This window comes from Pseudomonas sp. 9.3L, assembly GCF_058536285.1.
In genome coordinates this window covers 2,371,185-2,387,515 of the sequence record NZ_JBZUBK010000001.1, presented here as the reverse complement: position 1 = coordinate 2,387,515, position 16,331 = coordinate 2,371,185, and the positions used below count along the sequence as shown (strand labels likewise).

Genomic DNA, 16,331 nt, shown 5'->3' with positions numbered 1-16,331 from the left:
CAATTACTGCCGGCCGTTCAGACTCGACAGATCCCTTGCCTGAGCTTATCGTCGCCTCCTCCTAGCGTTCGCCTTACCACAGTCAAAGGAACGACTCATGAGTACACTGCCAGCCATATATGTAGGCCTGATCGGAGACCGCGACACCAGCGTTACCGCTCACCGCGCTATCGAACAAGCGCTGCCATTAACTGCTGCCGCAATAGGTATCAGTGTTGAATTTGAATGGCTGGCTACAGATTCGATCGACCCTGCGCACTTGCCCAGCTTCGATGGCCTATGGTGCGTTCCTGCCAGTCCTTACCGCGACACCGACGCTGTGCTGGCCGCTATCAATTACGGGCGAGAGCAAGCCATTCCATTTCTAGGCACCTGTGGCGGCTTTCAACACGCTTTGCTGGAGTATGCCCGCAATGCCTTGGGCTGGAGGGATGCCGAGCATGGCGAGCTGCCTAGCGAAGGCGGTCGGGCGGTGATTGCCCCGCTGACTTGTGCGCTGGTAGAGACCCAACAATCTATTCGCTTGGCCGAAGGCTCACGGATCGCCCAGGCCTATGGCGCTTTGCGTATTCAAGAAGGTTATAGATGTCGGTATGGGCTAAACCCGCAGTTCGCGGCTGTGCTGCTGGATGGGCCTCTATGCGCGACGGGTTGGGATGAGGGCGGTGAAGTACGGGTTGTCGAATTAACAGGTGCCGGGTTCTTCGTCGCCACTTTGTTCCAACCAGAACGTATAGCTCTTGAAGGAACGATTCCTCCGCTGGTGAAGAGTTGGTTGCAAGCCTGTACCGACCGGCAATAACCCTTATCAGCGCGATTATATTTGCCCAAAGCGGCGCTTTGGGAGAGAAGGCCGCTTCTGGCCCGAAGCTGCTTGCTATGACCGGCAGCTATGGGTCGATTGCTGGCGGTGGCGACAGGCCGCTACCGACCGATTCTGTTGAAAAAGTAGCTCCCCTGTCTGGCCTGCGGCAAAATTGCTTCATTGGCCGACGGGGGATCACACAGCATGATGGGACAGTTATCGAGTGGGCAGGAGCGACTGTTTTACTCGTTCAACCTTGAAGATCACATCCCAGCCAATCACCTTCTGCGCAGCATTGATCGGTGTCTCGATCTGAGCGATTTGCGCCATCACCTCGCCGACTTCTACAGCCCGATTGGGCGCCCGTCGATTGATCCTGAATTGATGATCCGCATGTTGATCGTGGGCTATTGCTACGGCATACGCTCAGAGCGGCGGTTGTGCGAAGAGGCCCATTTGAACTTGGCGTATCGCTGGTTCTGCCGATTGAGCCTTGAAGATGAAGTCCCCAATCACTCGACCTTTTCCAAAAACCGACACGGCCGTTTTCGGGACAGCGATCTGTTTCGCTGGCTGTTCAATGAAGTGCTTCGTCGTTGCATGGGCGCCGGCCTGGTCAAGGGCGAAGGCTTTGCCGTGGACGCCAGCATCATCAAAGCGGATGCCAGCCGGCAGCGCGGTGTACCGGGTGATGAACCGGTCAACTGGAGCGATCCGGCGCTGAGCACCCACGCCGTGCGTGAGTGTCTTGAGGCACTTGATGAAGAGGCTCTGGCCGAAACGCTACCGAAGCGTCTATCGCTGACTGATCCTCAAGCCCGCTGGACCGCAGCTCCAGGTGGCCCAGCGTTCTACGCTTACTCCACGAATTATCTGATCGATACCGAGCACGGCGTGATCATGGATGTGGAACCCACACCGGCTCATCGAACCGCAGAAATCGAGAGCACCAAGACGATGATCGATCGCGTTGAGGCGCAGTTCGACATCAAGCCGGAACGCCTCATTGGCGACACCGCTTACGGTACCGCGCCGATTCTGGCCTGGATGGTGGAGGAAAAGGACATCGAGCCACATGTGCCGGTGTGGGACAAAACCGAACGCAAGAACGACAGTTTTTCGAGCAACGATTTCCGCTGGAATGAAGAGACTGAGGAATACTGCTGCCCGGCTGGCAATGCATTACGTAGCGAATGGCGAGCCTTCAAGAACGAGCGTTCGCACGTCACCAAAGCCAACACCATCATCTTCCGATCCAGACAGACTGACTGCGCGACGTGTCCGATGAAAGCCAAGTGCTGCCCGAACACGTCGTTTCGCAAGATCGCTCGCAGCGTTCATGAAGCCGCTCGTGACGTGGCTCGACGCATCGCGGCGACGCCGGAGTACGTGCGCTCTCGCCACGAACGTAAGAAGGTCGAAATGTTGTTCGCCCACCTCAAGCGCATCCTGAAATTGGATCGCTTGCGACTACGTGGCATGAGCGGCGCGACCGATGAGTTCACACTGGCGGCTGCGGTACAGAACCTGCGTCGACTGGCCAAACTTACATCTCAAGGGCCGCCTGCCCCGGGATAGGTGCGCCTGCACTAAGCCAAAAACCTCAAATTAACCCAATAACAAAGCAACAATGGTCAACGAAGGGCCGAGAAACCGCTCAATGTGGTAAGTAGGTTCTCTGGTGGTGGCCGTTCCAGAACGATCTGAGCCCCATTCTCAAGGCCCAACTGTGCCAATGGATGATCATCAGGCACTGGGCCAAGCTGCGCATATGCAGCGGACATCAATGTAGAGACCTCATCCAGCACCTCGAGGATGTCTTCACGCAGATCGGTACTCAGCTGATTCATTTCGCCTCTATTTATGCTCGTCATAGACTCGGTGTGTATCACCCATTGCCAAAGAGTCGCAGCGCTGACTTCACGACGGGCAACTATCGACCCAAAGCGGCCATCCGCTGAAGGCAGCTATCGGCACATTCAGACGGTCGGACGATAGCAGGCCGGTTTGCCTAAATGCAGACTTTGAACAGCTCCGACAGAGTCAAAGGGCTTGTCCGCAGAATTTTATTTCTCTGATTGCTTAGGCTTTCCAAGCCACCGCTGAGCTCGGTAACAATTGTTTATATCAACCGCTTTTTTCGCATATTCCGAACGATTCGCGCGATCATTCGCTCCAAGCAACCAGTAGATTTCTGCTTGATAGTCACGGCTATCAGCCCATTGGAACCCAGCGCCTGGCGCTTCTTCACGACGGCAAGCCAGATTCATAGCAGGCTGTGGAAAGTAACTTTCATAGGTTGGTGTAGGGGTCTGCATGTTTTGCAGAATGGAGCGATATTCAGGCGTATCAGTATACGTATAACAAAATGACTCAATCGGCACAGCCGGCGGAGAAAAGCCATGGCTCAGGCTTTTTTTCAGCAATGTGCACGCTTTCTCCTTAGAAACTTCAGGTGAATACACCAGATAGATGAGTGCAAGACGATATTGTGCAACGGAATGTTCCAGGGCTGCAGCCTGCTCCAACAGAGGAATTGCTGTTTGTAACTGCTCGCTCGCCTTGACACCCAGCGCGCGATTTCTAGCCTGGATTTCTGGATTCGGTGATCTCAGTTCTACAGCCTGAAGGTTTTTGTCCACGTCTTGAAGATAAGGCACGGCCTGCTGATACAGACGCTCGCTGCTAGGGTCAATTACAGAGGTATCAGCCAAGCAAACAGGCTGAAGCACACATGCCAATATAAAGCAGCTCAATCGGAATGCTGGCATACAATTATTTTCCTAAATAATCCAGCCAAGGATTTCAATGCCATAACCGGATGGCCCACTTAGTAGCGACTACTTCGGGTCGGTAGGGGCCTGTCACCGCCAGCAACCGACCCAAAGCTGGCGTCGGATGCTCAGGCAGTGCTTGTTACGGTCTGGCGGTTCCTTAGCGAGATGCGAAGCACTTGTCCATTGCTTGGCGATCATAGCCCAGCAGATAGGACTGATGCTTCTCATATAGGGCTGAAAGTATTTTTCTGTTTGGTCCAACTACGTCCATTCCCCTGTCGTCGTAGGGGAGCGCTAAGACCTTTTTTTGTAGGTTGAACAGATAAATGTCGCAGTAAGGCTTGGGCTGTATAGCTGGAAAATCCTTCGCCAACGCGCACCACAGCAATGTTTCAAGAGTCGCCATAGGGACCTCAAACGAGAGGTAAACCCAGTACTCTCGCATCGAGTTGCAAAACCGATCCTTCGAATCGATCTCCTCGCTCCAGATCGTTCGCTGTGCAGGGATAAAAATGCCAGCGGATTTTAAGGATTCGAGCTTACCTCGATGCTCAACGTGGCTGGTGCCTGAATGCACCCGCAGACAAACGACTATGGGCTCATCGATGAAGATATCCGTGCAGATTGCCGTTGCCCTGCGTAGCGCTAAAAGAAAACGGGCAACTGTGCTACCCAGAGTTGAGAGCTCGAATCGTAGCCCTCCTGGGTAAGAGTAGAACAGAGGTCTGTGGAATACGGTTGGACCGAAATGCTCAAATATTTCCTGCTTGAGGTTCACTGACGAGTTACCTTGCGAACGCACTGGGTCACCATCAATCGATGAAATGAATGGGATGATACTCAAAGAAAGGCATCAGGAGTTCGTGGTGAACGCCTACTTCCGCCCGTTCGCGCCTGCAATGAAAGGCCGCTTTGGGTCGATAGCGGCCGGTCAAGACGACTGCCCGATCTAAAGCCTTTATCAATACACGTCCCTATACCCATGATGACTCAGGCAGGAAACACCTGAGCGAGCGTCATGCCGGCGAGCCGTGCAGTAGAAAGGAGGCGGTCCAGACTTTGTCCGTGGCGCGCGCTAGCCGAGAGCCCCGCCATGGTGGTGCTGACAAAATCAGCGATCCGATCGGCCTCTAGCGGGTAGCGCTGGGCGATGCTGTTTCGAATGAAATCCTGGGCAGCAACATGGAAGCCGCAGGCGGCCTCACGCGCGTCCGGATCGTTGCACCGGGTGCCTTCCAGCACCATACAGCCGGTGGCTGAGGGGTCGGCAGCATAGTTTCGCGCGGCCTGTTCCAACACGTGCGTAAGCGAGTCAGCGAGCGGCCGGTCAGCCCCCAAGATCTGCGAGAGAGGAACCGCACCACTAACGGCATACCGATCGAGAACCTTCGCGTAAATCTGAGCCTTGCTGCCAAAAGCGGCATAGAAGCTAGGCGGATTGATACCCAGGGCCCTGGTGAGATCGGCGACGCTTACACCATCGTACCCCTTGGCATGAAACAGGCGCTGAGCGGTGGCAACCGCCTCATCTGGATCGAAACGACGAGGACGGCCACGCGCTGGCAATATATTTGTAGTCATTATTACAAAATCCTTTGACAGCTTGTACGGACAATATTGTATCGTACGCTACATTAATCCAGAGGCGTAATCATGTCAGACTTTAAAAACAAATCGGTGCTGGTACTGGGTGGAAGCCGGGGAATTGGGGCAGCGATCGTGAGGCGCTTCGCCGCAGACGGGGCGAATGTCACGTTTACTTACTCAGGCTCCCCCCAAGCGGCACAGCTGCTTGCCACCGAAACAGGCGGCAGCGCGTACTCGACGGACAGCGCTGACCGCGATGCGGTCATCGCTAGGGTCCGAGATAGCGGTCCACTGGACGTATTAGTCGTCAATTCAGGCATTGCCATCTTCGGCGACGCGCTGGAACAGGACCCGGATGCAATTGATCGTCTGTTCCGCATCAATGTACACGCGCCATACCATGCCTCCGTGGAAGCGGCGCGGCAGATGCCAGACGGTGGGCGGATAATCGTGATCGGATCGGTGAACGGTGACCGCATGCCCTTGCCCGGTATGGCGTCTTATGCTTTAAGCAAATCCGCACTACAAGGCATGGCCCGAGGGCTGGCGCGGGATTTCGGACCGCGCGGCATCACTATCAACATCGTGCAACCTGGCCCGATCGACACAGATGCGAATCCCGCGACTGGCCCAATGAAGGACCTGATGCACAGCTTCATGGCAATCAAGCGCCACGGTCGTTCTGAAGAAGTTGCGGGGATGGTGGCCTGGTTGGCAGGGTCGGAAGCGGGCTTTGTGACGGGGGCGATGCATACGATCGACGGTGCGTTCGGAGCCTGAGGTACTCTAGGAAGCAATCTGTGAGTGTTACGGATCTTTAACGGAGCGCGCAAAGCCTTTGCAACAGTCAACATCTCATGGATCCGACACTTCGCAGTGCGCGCTTCAGTTCACAGGCAGCAATCGGCCAAAAGCTGCCGCTCACCTGAGATAAATTTCGAACGTCCCAACACCTGGAATGAGCCACTCGCAGCCGCAAAATGAAGCCTGTTATCATGCCTCTCAACGCGTCGCACATTGACCTCTCCGAAGAAAATCTTTAAGCGCCGCCTGATAGAGCGTCAATGGCTGATTATCAGTATTGAATAGTGCAAACGGAATCATCGCGAGATGTGAAAAAGACGTGGAGTTTATCGAGTAGGTTTTCTGCCTGCAAAAGCGCTATCCAATATAAAATCAAACTTGAAAAGATTTGTCCGCGTACACCAACTGGGGATCAAACCCAGACTCAGGCCCGTCAAATAATCTTGTCCGCAAGCGCCACCAGATGGAAACTCCGAGATATTTATTTCTAATGCCGGCATGGTCGGGGCGGCAAGGCCGGAGCCCGTATCATGTGCATCGGGAATAACTTTGCGTGTCGCTGCGTATGCGTCTTTGCCGAAGCGACTGTCTTTCCATGGGGAATTTATTGCGTAACTGAAGCTGGATATGATTTCTTGTGTTTCGGGTTCAATGGGTTCGTTGATTGTCGGCTGGGAAGAATAAGATGTGCAGCCGGAACAGAGTATCGCAATGTTTACAAACACAAACCCATTGGCTATTAAGCGACGCATACTCAGTTTTCCCTAACTATCAATTAGTCGACATTACTGTCGCTTAATGCCCTATAGCATCTTATCTACACGCCGACCACGCCGAAGCGACGACTGGCGTATGAGGGTCCCTAGAGAGGGACGTTGGAGAATGAGACAAGGGAGCCCTCTAGCCCCATCAACAAATTCCAAAAATGGCCCATAGCTAGCCTGTCTCGAATGTCTGCTCCTGGCCCAGACCACGAATGGCAGCTTTGGGTCGGTAGCGGCCTATCCTCACTGGCGGAAACCAACTCTAGCTGCCCCTGCCAAGGGCAGCCTGAAGCGGCGGCTAGCGTAGCGATAGACTGCGAACGGCTAGCTAAAGCGACTCCGGCCGTGGTCAAGGGCAGTAACCGGCCCAAAACCCACGGTTAGCCGTTCATAGATGTCCTCAGAGCGCTCAGGCTTAAAGCGGTGGACGCTGAAGTTTCACCCACGCCTGCACGCTGGGGCGTTGCCATTGGCGCTGTGCATATTCAATCAGCTTGGGAGGCACAGTATCGCCGTTAAAAATCAGCCGGTTGAGCATGAGCGCCAAATCCACATCGGCTATCGACCACTGGTTGAACAAATACTCCGCATTGTCCTTGAGTAGTGCTTGCGCAGCGTGGAATAGCCTGCCTGCCGATAGGCTCGCGGCAGAGGACAATGGGGCAGATTCCGCGCCATAGAACACCACGAGAGTGGAGCGCTCTTGCCGAATGGCAAGTAGGTCGCTGCGAATCCACGCTTGGACCTGCCGCGCCTTGGCGAGTAGCCGGGCGTCGATTGGATAAATCGGCGTTTGGGGATAGGTGTTTTCGAGATACTCCGTGATTGCGGAGGATTCAGACAACGCAAACTCGCCATCTACCAGAGTAGGGACCCGTTGCGTTTGCGAGAGGAGGGCGTAGGTGTTTGCTTGGTTTTCAGATGCAGCGAGGTCGACAGTCACCATCTGAAAGTCAATACCTTTCTCGCGTAGAGCAACAAAGGCTGACATGGCGTAGGGGCTGGTAAAGTGCGAATCGACATATAAGCGCAGGGGGTTCATAGAATGATGTCTTCATGTAGAAGACACCACCCTACGAGGCTGGAGGGAAATAGTGAAATGGATGATTTTCATAGGAGCATTCTTCATCGGAATGCGCCAGGTGAAAATATCACTGGCTTTCCCAAGATGCCTCTTGCTTCCATCGTCATCTCATCCATGTCGATCAAATACCTCCTGGCAGTTGCCCACGCTTGCCGTGTTCGGGGCGCGCCTGCGCGTTGACCGCAAAGCCGCACCGCACCTTCAGTCAGCAGCCACACTCCGCGCCGCCATTGCCGTTACCTCCACCCTCATGCCTTCAACTCCCAGCGCCGCCACACCCACGGCCGCGCGTACTGGCCAGGGCTTGCTGAAGAACCGCTGGTACACGGCATTGAATTGCGCCCGCTCGCTGATATCGGTCAGGTAGATCGTGAGGTGCATAACCCTATCCAGTGAGCTGCCAGCGCCTTCAAGGGCTGTTTTTAGTGCCTGTAGGGTGCAGGTGCTTTGCGCTTCGATGTCACCCAGCTCCAGGCTGCCATCGGGGCGGGTGGGGATCTGGGTGGTGACCAGCAGGCCTTGAAAGCTTGCCACGTCTGAGGAGATGGACTCAGGGTCGGCATCGGGTAGGAAGGCAATGTCTTGGTCGGTCATCGGGTATGGCCTCTTGGGAGCCCAGCCGTGCGGTTGGGGCAGAGAAAGAAGTGCCCAAAAACGAAGCGTTTCGTTTTCCCACGCGCTCGGGTGGTGCGGCAAGGGCGCGGGTGGCGTTTGGTAGCAGCAGGGCGCAGAGCGCTGTCAACGCTGAACGGACGCTATGGTGCTGATCTTTCGTAGCTTTTTGCAACTGCTGTGAGCGATAGCAGTGGGTGGCACAGAATCTGCTCGGTATTCCGTTGTGGCAAACTAATGTCCGCTATAGCGGAAAAAACTCTCGGCGGAGTGATCTTATGCAACGCACAATCCTTTCATTCAAAACCTTGGCCCTGACAGCCTTGCTGGCAGTGGCTCATACCGCATCGGTTCAAGCAGCCGACGGCAGCAAACTAGACAGCGTTCTCGCACGCGGCCATTTAGTCGTGGGCACTGGTAGCACCAATGCGCCTTGGCACTTCCAGGGCGCAGACGGCAAATTGCAGGGCTTTGATATTGATGTGGCGCGCATGGTCGCCAAGGGCCTGTTCAACGACCCAAGCAAGGTGGAGTTCGTGGTGCAGTCTTCAGATGCACGGATCCCTAACCTGCTCACCGACAAAGTGGACATGAGTTGCCAATTCATCACGGTCACGGCCAGCCGCGCACAGCAAGTAGCCTTCACCTTGCCGTACTACCGCGAAGGCGTAGGCCTGCTGTTGCCGGAAGCAAGCAAGTACAAAGAGATTGACGACCTGCGCACTGCCGGCGATGACCTTACCGTGGCGGTGCTGCAAAACGTATATGCCGAAGAGCTGGTACACCAGGCGTTGCCCAAGGCCAAAGTGGACCAGTACGACAGCGTGGACCTGATGTATCAGGCCATCAACTCAGGCCGCGCGGACGCTGCCGCCACCGACCAATCGTCCATCAAGTATTTGATGGTGCAAAACCCAGGGCGCTACCGCAGCCCGGCCTATGCCTGGAGCCCTCAAACCTACGCGTGCGCAGTCAAGCGCGGCGACCAGGACTGGCTGAACTTCGTCAACACTGCATTGCACGAGGCCATGACCGGGGTTGAGTTCCCGATGTACGCCGAGTCGTTCAAGAAGTGGTTTGGCGCGGAGCTGCCGACGCCGCAGATCGGCTTCCCGATGGAATACAAGTAAGTCTCCGTTAGCTCCAACAGGCGCGGGCCGCGTCATCGCCCGCCCTTAGGTAACACTCAATGAATTATCAACTGAATTTTTCAGCGGTATGGCGAGACTTTCCCAACCTGCTGGCCGGCCTGGGCCTGGGGTTGGAGCTTGCGCTGTGCTCCATCGCCATCGGCTGTGTGATTGGCCTGGCCACCGCCTTTGCGTTGCTGTCCCGCCACCGTTGGCTGCGTACCCTGGCGTCGGTGTACGTCACGGTGATTCGCAACACGCCCATTCTGGTGCTGATCCTGGGGATCTACTTCGCCTTACCCAGCGCAGGTATTCGTCTGGACAAGCTGTCGTCCTTCGTGGTCACGCTGTCGCTGTATGCCGGCGCGTATTTGACCGAAGTGTTTCGCTCGGGTCTGGCCGGTATCCCCAAGGGGCTGCGTGAAGCCGGCCTGGCGATCGGGCTGGGGGAGTGGCAGATCCGGGCCTACATTCTGGTGCCGGTGATGCTGCGCAACGTGCTGCCCGCACTGTCCAACAACTTTATCTCATTGTTCAAAGACACCTCGCTGGCGGCGGCGATTGCGGTACCGGAGCTGACCTACTACGCGCGCAAGATCAACGTAGAAAGCTACCGGGTGATTGAAACCTGGCTCGTGACTACAGCGCTGTACGTGATTGCCTGCTACTTCATTGCCTTGGGGCTGCGTGTTGTAGAGCAGCGCCTCGCCATTCGCCGTTAGGGGGCCATCAATGTACCAACCGCCAAGTTTCTTTCATGAGCTGTGGGTCGCGCGGGACGCCTTGTGGGCAGGGTTCTTGACCAGCGTGCAGTGCTCGGCCCTGGCAATTCTGTTTGGCACCTTGCTGGGCGTGGTCGCAGGGCTGGTGCTTACCTACGGGCGCTGGTGGGGGCGCTTGCCGTTCCGGGTGTACGTGGACCTGATCCGGGGTACCCCAGTGTTCGTGCTGGTGTTGGCCTGCTTTTACATGGCGCCCGCGCTGGGCTGGCAAATCAGCGCCTTCACCGCCGGGGCTTTGGGGTTGACGCTGTTCTGCGCCTCTCACGTGGCCGAAATCGTGCGCGGCGCCTTGCAAGCCATTCCCCGTGGCCAGCTGGAAGCGGGGAAGGCCATCGGCCTGACCTTCCGCCAGTCCTTGCTGCACGTGCTATTGCCCCAGGGCCTGCGGCAGATAGTGCCGACCTGGGTGAACTCGTCTACTGAGATCGTCAAGGCCTCCACGCTGCTGTCGGTGATCGGGGTGGCGGAGCTGCTGCTCAGTACGCAGCAAGTGATTGCACGCAACTTCATGACCTTGCAGTTTTACCTCTTCGCCGGGTTGCTGTTCTTCTTCATCAACTACGCCATCGAGTTGCTCGGGCGGTTTATCGAAAAACGGGTGGCCTTGCCATGACTGATACCCAGACGACTAGCACACCACCGCTGCTGAGCATCGAAGGGCTGCGCAAAGCCTACGGCCCGACCGAAGTGCTCAAAGGGGTAGACCTGACCCTGCAGCGCGGGAACGTGCTCAGCCTGATCGGCTCCAGCGGTTCGGGCAAGACCACCTTGCTGCGCTGCGTGAACCTGCTCGAAGAATTCCAGGGGGGGCGGATCCTGCTCGAAGGCCAGAGCATTGGCTACCGGGAGGTTGAGGGTAAGCGCCTGCGCCACCCTGAAAAGGTCGTGGCCGCCCACCGCGCGTTGACCGGGATGGCGTTTCAGCAGTTCAATCTGTTCCCGCACCTTTCAGCCCTCGAAAACGTGACGCTGGGCCTGCGCAAGGTCAAGCACATGCCCCGCGATCAAGCCGTGGCCTTGGCAGAAAAGTGGCTCGACCGCGTTGGACTGCTGGCCCGGCGTGACCACCACCCCGGGCAGTTGTCCGGTGGCCAGCAGCAACGCGTAGCGATTGCCCGCGCCATTGCCATGAACCCCAGCCTGATGCTGTTCGATGAACCCACCTCGGCGCTGGACCCTGAGCTGGTAGGGGAGGTGCTAGCGGTGATAAAAGGCCTGGCCGAGGAGGGCATGACCATGCTGCTGGTGACCCATGAGATGCGCTTCGCCTACGAGGTGTCTGACCAGATCGTGTTCATGAACCAGGGGCGTATCGAGGAGCAGGGGCCGCCCAGGGCGTTGTTCGACCGCCCTCAATCCACGCGCCTGCAAGACTTCCTCAAGAACATCCATTTCTAGCGACAAGGAGCTTCACATGAGCATTACCCGTTACGGCACTGGCAGCACGGCAGCCGGCGGCACGCCCCGGCCCTTTGCCAGGGCGGTGGAGGCCGAGGGCTGGCTGCATGTGTCCGGCCAGGTGCCGGCGGCCGACGGCGAGATTGTGGTGGGGGGGATTGTGGAGCAAACCCACCAGACCATGAAAAACCTGATCGCGATTCTCGACGAGGCCGGTTATGCCCTGGAGGACGTGGTGCGCGTAGGCGTATGGCTGGACGACCCACGGGACTTCACCAGTTTCAACAAGGTGTTCGCCGAGTACTTCAGCCCTGAGCACGCGCCTGCGCGGGCCTGTGTGCAAGCGAGCATGATGGTGGACTGCAAGGTCGAGATCGATTGCATCGCCTACCGCCGCAAGGCGCCTGGGGCATAATCCCAGGCTTTACTTCAACGGACGCTACCCAATGAGCGAAGATCCGATCAAACGTCGGGCCCGTGGCCTGGACCGCGCTTTCGACATCCTCGATTACCTCAAGGCGACCGGCGTGCCCATGCGCCCCAACGAGATTGCCAGCGGCATCGGCAGCCCCAAGTCCACGGTGTACGAGTTGGTGGCGTCGCTGCTGGAGCGTGGCATCCTGCAACCAGTGGGTGCTGACGGGCACCTGTACCTGGGGCGTCAGTTGTACTTCCTTGGCCAGGCTCACTTGCGGCACTTCGATTTCACCCGAGAGGCTGAAACTGCCTTGGGGGAAATCGTCCAGCGCACCCGAGAAACCGCCCAGATGTGCTTGCTCAACGGCCGCAAGTACACCGTAGCGCTGATGAAAGAGGGGGCACGGCATTTCCGTATTTCGTCGGACATCGGCGAAGACGCCGCCATCCCATGGACGGCCTCCGGGCGCTTGCTGCTGGGGCACTTGAGCGATGAGCAGATCCTGGCACTGATCGACCCTGAGGACTTCATCCTCCCCAGCGGCGAACGCCTGCCGGCTGCTGAATTTATCGCCCAGGTGCGCGCAGCCAGCGCCGAAGGCTTCTTCTCTTTTGACAGCATCGCCGACACCTTCACCCATTGCTTCGCGGCGCCCGTACGCGATAGCCAGGGGGTGTGCGTGGCGACCTTGTGCATCGTGGCGCCTCGGGATGACGCCCGCGCCCACTACCAGACCTACCGCCAGGTGCTGATCGACTGTGCCGACCAGCTTGCCCGGCGCACTCAACATTAATTGACGTGGAGAGCCCCATGACCTTGGCCACTATCGAAAAAGGCGCCGCCCAGCCTGGCCAACGCCTGCTGCACGACGTGAGCCTGCCTGCGTTAGTGCTGCATCAAGACGCCCTGGAACACAACCTGCGCTGGATGCAGGCGTTCGTTAGCAAGGCAGGTGCCGCCCTGGCGCCTCATGGCAAGACCAGCATGATGCCAGGCGTGTTTCACCGTCAGCTCGCTCATGGCGCCTGGGGCATTACCCTGGCCACCGCCACTCAGGTGCGCGCGGCCTATGACCATGGGGTACGCCGCGTGATCATGGCCAACCAACTGGTGGGCACGCCCAACATGGCGCTGATTGGCACACTCCTCGAAGACCCTGGGTTCGAGTTCCATTGCCTGGTGGACCACCCTGATAACGCCCGCGCGCTGGGGGCGTTCTTCGCGGCGCGCGGCCAGCGCCTGAACGTAATGATTGAGTACGGCGTAGTGGGCGGCCGTTGTGGCTGCCGGAGCGAAGAACAGGTACTGGATCTCGCCAAAATGATCGCTGCCGAGCCTGGGTTGGCACTGACCGGCATCGAGGGTTACGAGGGCGTGATTCATGGCGCTGAGGCGGTGGAGGGTATCCGCGGATTCGCGGCCTCGCTGGTGAGCCTGGCCACTCGGCTCAAGGCCAACGGCCAGTTCTCGTTGCCACGGCCCATCGTCACCGCTTCGGGCTCCGCTTGGTATGACCTGATCGCCGAGGAATTCGACCGCCAGGCGGTGCGCGATGAGTTTCAGGCGGTACTGCGCCCTGGCAGCTACGTGGCCCATGACCATGGCATCTACAAAGACGCGCAGCAGGGGGTGTTGACCCGTCGTGACGACTTGAGCGAGGGCTTGCAGCCTGCATTGGAGGTGTTCGCCCATGTTCAATCGCTGCCTGAGCCAGGGTTCGCCGTCATCGCGCTGGGCAAGCGAGACGTAGCGTATGACGCAGGGTTGCCTAACCCGCTGCGCCACTACGCGGCAGGGGCCGACGCAGGGCAGGCACAGGATGTAAGCGCATGCCGTGTCACGGCAGTGATGGACCAACACGCCTTTATGCAGGTTGCGCCGGGGTGCGCGCTTAGGGTTGGCGACATCATCGCCTTTGGCACTTCGCACCCGTGCCTGACCTTCGACAAATGGCGTACCGGGTGCGTGGTGGATGCGCAGTTACAGGTGGTCGAAACCCTCAATACGTGTTTCTAGGCAGGTAGGCCAGGTGGCTTGGGCCACGCGCAGGAAGTTCTCACCATAGATTGCGGCGAGGTCCTGGGGCGTGTAACCCAGCCGCCGCAATTCAACCGCCACTTTACCCAAGGCTTCGGGCTGCAATTGGGTATGGCCGTTCACCTGCCCATAATGCGCACGCGGCCACCAGAGGTCTTCGTCCACACCTGCCGGCGTATCGCTATGCTCAGGGTGCAGCTCGGTGTCGAGCCCCAGCCCGATATGGCCGGTACCGACGCGCTCGGCCAGGTAATCGATCTGGCGCACGAAGGCGTCTACGCGAGCGTGGGGGTCGCCGAGGAATATACCGATGCCTGTCAGGCCGATCACGCCTCCCTGGGCAGCGCAGGCCAGGATCTGCTCGTCGTCCAGGGTGCGTGGGTGATCGAACACGGCCTTGACGTTGGTGTGCGAGAAAATCACGGGGCGTTGGGAGCAGGCCATGATGTCCAGGCTGGTGCGCTTGCTGGCGTGCGAACAATCCAGCGTGACGCCCGCCGTATTGGCCGCCAGGACCACCGCCTGCCCAAGCGCTGTCAAGCCGCTGCCTGCGCCGTGGCAACCGCCGGCGCACGGGTTGTCGCGGTTATAGGCCAGCAGCATCTGGCGCACGCCAAGGTGGGCGAACACCTCGACCATGGCGGCGTCCTCCAGCAGCATGTTGGCCCCTTCAAGGTCGAACGAAACCGCCAGCTTGCCTGCCTCACGGGCGCGCTGGAGGGCCTGGGGTGTACGGGCCAACACGAAGCCGTCGGCGTGCTCGGCCAGCCACTGTCGGAACCCTGCAATCACCCGTAGCACCGTGGGCAACGGGGTCATGTCCATGCCTACGTTTACCGACACGTGGTTGAAGCCCGCCGCTTTATAGCGCATCAGGCTGGCCATGCTCTGCCCTGGTATCAACGGCAGGCAGGCATGTGCCTCCCATTGAATCGAAGCGGTTGGGCTGGAGGTGCCGGATAGCATCATGGTGTCACGCTTCCCTGGCAGTTAAAGGAAGGGGTGGGCGGGGTACGCATTTCCAGTACGAGGGCTTCAACCAGCGCGGCGGCGGGCAGTGCCCTGGCCAGGGGGGCGCCTTGCCCGGCCCACTGAGCGGCAAACGCCTCGCAGCCCTTGGCGCTGGCCGCCGAATGCAGCGCCTTGGCCAGGTCATAGGCCAGGGGGTACTCAGCGGGCGGCAGTGGGGCGTGGCCTTCCAGGTACAGGCGGTTAGGCAGGCCACGGGCCGGGCGGCCCGAGAGGTAGCAGGTTACCTGGGTGAGGTGCGCGTCGGGCCCTTGGAGGGCGGCACGGTGGGCCGGGGTCGCGGCGGATTCCGGGCAGCCAATGAAGGCGGTGCCCAGTTGGGCAGCACTGGCGCCCAGGGCCAGCGCTGCGTTGATGCCTGCGCCGTCCATGATTCCGCCAGCCGCAATGAGCGGGCGCGTTATCGAATCACGCAACACCTGCAGCAGCGGCAGCAGGCCCATGCACGCGTCCTCCCCTGGGGCATCGCTGAATACCCCTCGATGCCCACCGGCCTCATAGCCTTGAGCGATGATGGCCTGCACGCCCGCCGCTTCCAGCGAGCGCGCTTCGTGCAACGTGGTCGCGCAGCCGAGGGTAACGATGCCCGCCTGACGCAGCTCGGCAATCCAGCCCGGCGAGGGCACACCAAAGTGAAAGCTCACCACGGCAGGACGTTCTTCCAGCAGCATGTCCAGCATGGCTCGGTCGGCCAGGAAGCTGGTGTAGATTTCCCGAAGCCGAGCGGGGGGCGTGGCGTCGAACTCAGCAAATACCGGCGCCAGGTGGTTTAGCCACGCGTCGTTGCGGGCCTGGTCGAAGCTGGCCGGCCGGTGACAGAACAGGTTCACGTTGAAGGGGTTGCCTGTCAGCTCGCGCGTGTTGCGAATCAGCGCGCGGCCTTGATTCGCCGTGCTGGCACCCAGGCCAATCGAGCCCAGGGCGCCTGCATTGGACACGGCGGCGGCCAGCGTAGGTGTCGAGACCCCCACCATGGGCGCCTGGATAATGGGATGGTCGATGCCCAATAGCGACGCGAATTCGGTGGTGGCCATGGCTGACTGCCTGTAGGTAGATGGGATGCTGGCACACGTTAACCGCGCCGGCGCGCGCCCGCAATGCGCC

The 16,331-nt window shown here is 58.8% G+C and carries 19 protein-coding genes; 10 read left to right on the top strand and 9 right to left on the bottom strand.

Going from position 1 to position 16,331, the window contains the following annotated elements; genetic code table 11:
- Positions 1-97 precede the first annotated feature (97 nt).
- Both AC4LE2_RS10975 and AC4LE2_RS10970 read left to right on the top strand, forming a co-directional pair.
- Complete coding sequence (locus AC4LE2_RS10975; protein ID WP_491825795.1) at positions 98-802, top strand: CTP synthase C-terminal region-related (seleno)protein; 705 nt, start codon at positions 98-100, stop codon at positions 800-802.
- Between the two features lie 207 nt (positions 803-1,009).
- Positions 1,010-2,383 carry a transposase gene (locus AC4LE2_RS10970; RefSeq protein ID WP_491825794.1) on the top strand — a complete coding sequence of 458 codons (1,374 nt, stop codon included), beginning with the start codon at positions 1,010-1,012 and terminating at the stop codon, positions 2,381-2,383.
- 56 nt (positions 2,384-2,439) lie between these two features.
- Here the strand turns inward: AC4LE2_RS10970 and AC4LE2_RS10965 are convergent, their stop codons facing one another.
- The 4 genes from AC4LE2_RS10965 to AC4LE2_RS10950 form a co-directional block, all read right to left on the bottom strand.
- On the bottom strand, positions 2,440-2,655 hold the full coding sequence (locus AC4LE2_RS10965; protein ID WP_491825793.1) for a hypothetical protein: 216 nt from the start codon (positions 2,653-2,655) through the stop codon (positions 2,440-2,442).
- 216 nt (positions 2,656-2,871) lie between these two features.
- On the bottom strand, positions 2,872-3,576 hold the full coding sequence (locus AC4LE2_RS10960) for a hypothetical protein (protein ID WP_491825792.1): 705 nt from the start codon (positions 3,574-3,576) through the stop codon (positions 2,872-2,874).
- Between the two features lie 163 nt (positions 3,577-3,739).
- Complete coding sequence (locus AC4LE2_RS10955) at positions 3,740-4,360, bottom strand: DUF3885 domain-containing protein (protein ID WP_491825791.1); 621 nt, start codon at positions 4,358-4,360, stop codon at positions 3,740-3,742.
- Between the two features lie 212 nt (positions 4,361-4,572).
- A complete protein-coding gene (locus AC4LE2_RS10950; RefSeq protein WP_491825790.1) occupies positions 4,573-5,163 on the bottom strand; it encodes a TetR/AcrR family transcriptional regulator in 591 nt (196 codons plus the stop codon).
- Positions 5,164-5,235: 72 nt separating this feature from the next.
- On the opposite strand from AC4LE2_RS10950, the gene bdcA reads away from it, so the two are divergent.
- Complete coding sequence (bdcA, locus tag AC4LE2_RS10945) at positions 5,236-5,949, top strand: SDR family oxidoreductase (protein WP_491825789.1); 714 nt, start codon at positions 5,236-5,238, stop codon at positions 5,947-5,949.
- Between the two features lie 350 nt (positions 5,950-6,299).
- On the opposite strand, the gene AC4LE2_RS10940 is transcribed toward bdcA, so the two are convergent.
- The 3 genes from AC4LE2_RS10940 to AC4LE2_RS10930 all read right to left on the bottom strand — a co-directional run bounded on the left by AC4LE2_RS10940 (position 6,300) and on the right by AC4LE2_RS10930 (position 8,415).
- Positions 6,300-6,725 carry a hypothetical protein gene (locus AC4LE2_RS10940; RefSeq protein ID WP_491825788.1) on the bottom strand — a complete coding sequence of 142 codons (426 nt, stop codon included), beginning with the start codon at positions 6,723-6,725 and terminating at the stop codon, positions 6,300-6,302.
- 427 nt (positions 6,726-7,152) lie between these two features.
- Complete coding sequence (gene yfcF, locus AC4LE2_RS10935) at positions 7,153-7,779, bottom strand: glutathione transferase (protein WP_491825787.1); 627 nt, start codon at positions 7,777-7,779, stop codon at positions 7,153-7,155.
- 243 nt (positions 7,780-8,022) lie between these two features.
- The gene (locus AC4LE2_RS10930) at positions 8,023-8,415 is read right to left on the bottom strand and encodes a RidA family protein (protein ID WP_491825786.1); all 393 of its coding nucleotides are present in this window, start codon (positions 8,413-8,415) and stop codon (positions 8,023-8,025) included.
- Positions 8,416-8,711: 296 nt separating this feature from the next.
- Here AC4LE2_RS10930 and AC4LE2_RS10925 point away from each other — a divergent pair, with 296 nt between their 5' ends.
- The 7 genes from AC4LE2_RS10925 to AC4LE2_RS10895 are packed head-to-tail and all read left to right on the top strand — an operon-like array spanning position 8,712 to position 14,177.
- On the top strand, positions 8,712-9,563 hold the full coding sequence (locus AC4LE2_RS10925; protein WP_491825785.1) for a transporter substrate-binding protein: 852 nt from the start codon (positions 8,712-8,714) through the stop codon (positions 9,561-9,563).
- Between the two features lie 59 nt (positions 9,564-9,622).
- Positions 9,623-10,285 (top strand): amino acid ABC transporter permease, encoded by a 663-nt coding sequence (locus tag AC4LE2_RS10920; RefSeq protein ID WP_491825784.1) that lies wholly within the window; start codon positions 9,623-9,625, stop codon positions 10,283-10,285.
- Between the two features lie 10 nt (positions 10,286-10,295).
- On the top strand, positions 10,296-10,958 hold the full coding sequence (locus AC4LE2_RS10915) for an amino acid ABC transporter permease (protein WP_491825783.1): 663 nt from the start codon (positions 10,296-10,298) through the stop codon (positions 10,956-10,958).
- The gene (locus AC4LE2_RS10910; protein ID WP_491825782.1) at positions 10,955-11,743 is read left to right on the top strand and encodes an amino acid ABC transporter ATP-binding protein; all 789 of its coding nucleotides are present in this window, start codon (positions 10,955-10,957) and stop codon (positions 11,741-11,743) included. The genes AC4LE2_RS10915 and AC4LE2_RS10910 overlap by 4 nt, the downstream gene beginning before the upstream one ends.
- Positions 11,744-11,759: 16 nt before the next feature.
- Entirely contained in the window at positions 11,760-12,158 is a 399-nt protein-coding gene (locus AC4LE2_RS10905; protein WP_491825781.1) for a RidA family protein, read from the top strand.
- A gap of 31 nt (positions 12,159-12,189) precedes the next feature.
- Entirely contained in the window at positions 12,190-12,954 is a 765-nt protein-coding gene (locus tag AC4LE2_RS10900) for an IclR family transcriptional regulator (RefSeq protein ID WP_491825780.1), read from the top strand.
- A 17-nt stretch (positions 12,955-12,971) separates the two neighbouring features.
- The gene (locus tag AC4LE2_RS10895; protein WP_491825779.1) at positions 12,972-14,177 is read left to right on the top strand and encodes an amino acid deaminase; all 1,206 of its coding nucleotides are present in this window, start codon (positions 12,972-12,974) and stop codon (positions 14,175-14,177) included.
- Here the strand turns inward: AC4LE2_RS10895 and AC4LE2_RS10890 are convergent.
- Positions 14,142-15,167: a dipeptidase gene (locus AC4LE2_RS10890; RefSeq protein ID WP_491825778.1), complete on the bottom strand. Its 1,026-nt coding sequence runs from the start codon at positions 15,165-15,167 to the stop codon at positions 14,142-14,144. The two genes, AC4LE2_RS10895 and AC4LE2_RS10890, sit on opposite strands and share 36 nt — an antisense overlap.
- Complete coding sequence (locus AC4LE2_RS10885; RefSeq protein WP_491825777.1) at positions 15,164-16,261, bottom strand: NAD(P)H-dependent flavin oxidoreductase; 1,098 nt, start codon at positions 16,259-16,261, stop codon at positions 15,164-15,166. The genes AC4LE2_RS10890 and AC4LE2_RS10885 overlap by 4 nt, the downstream gene beginning before the upstream one ends.
- Positions 16,262-16,331 lie beyond the last annotated feature (70 nt).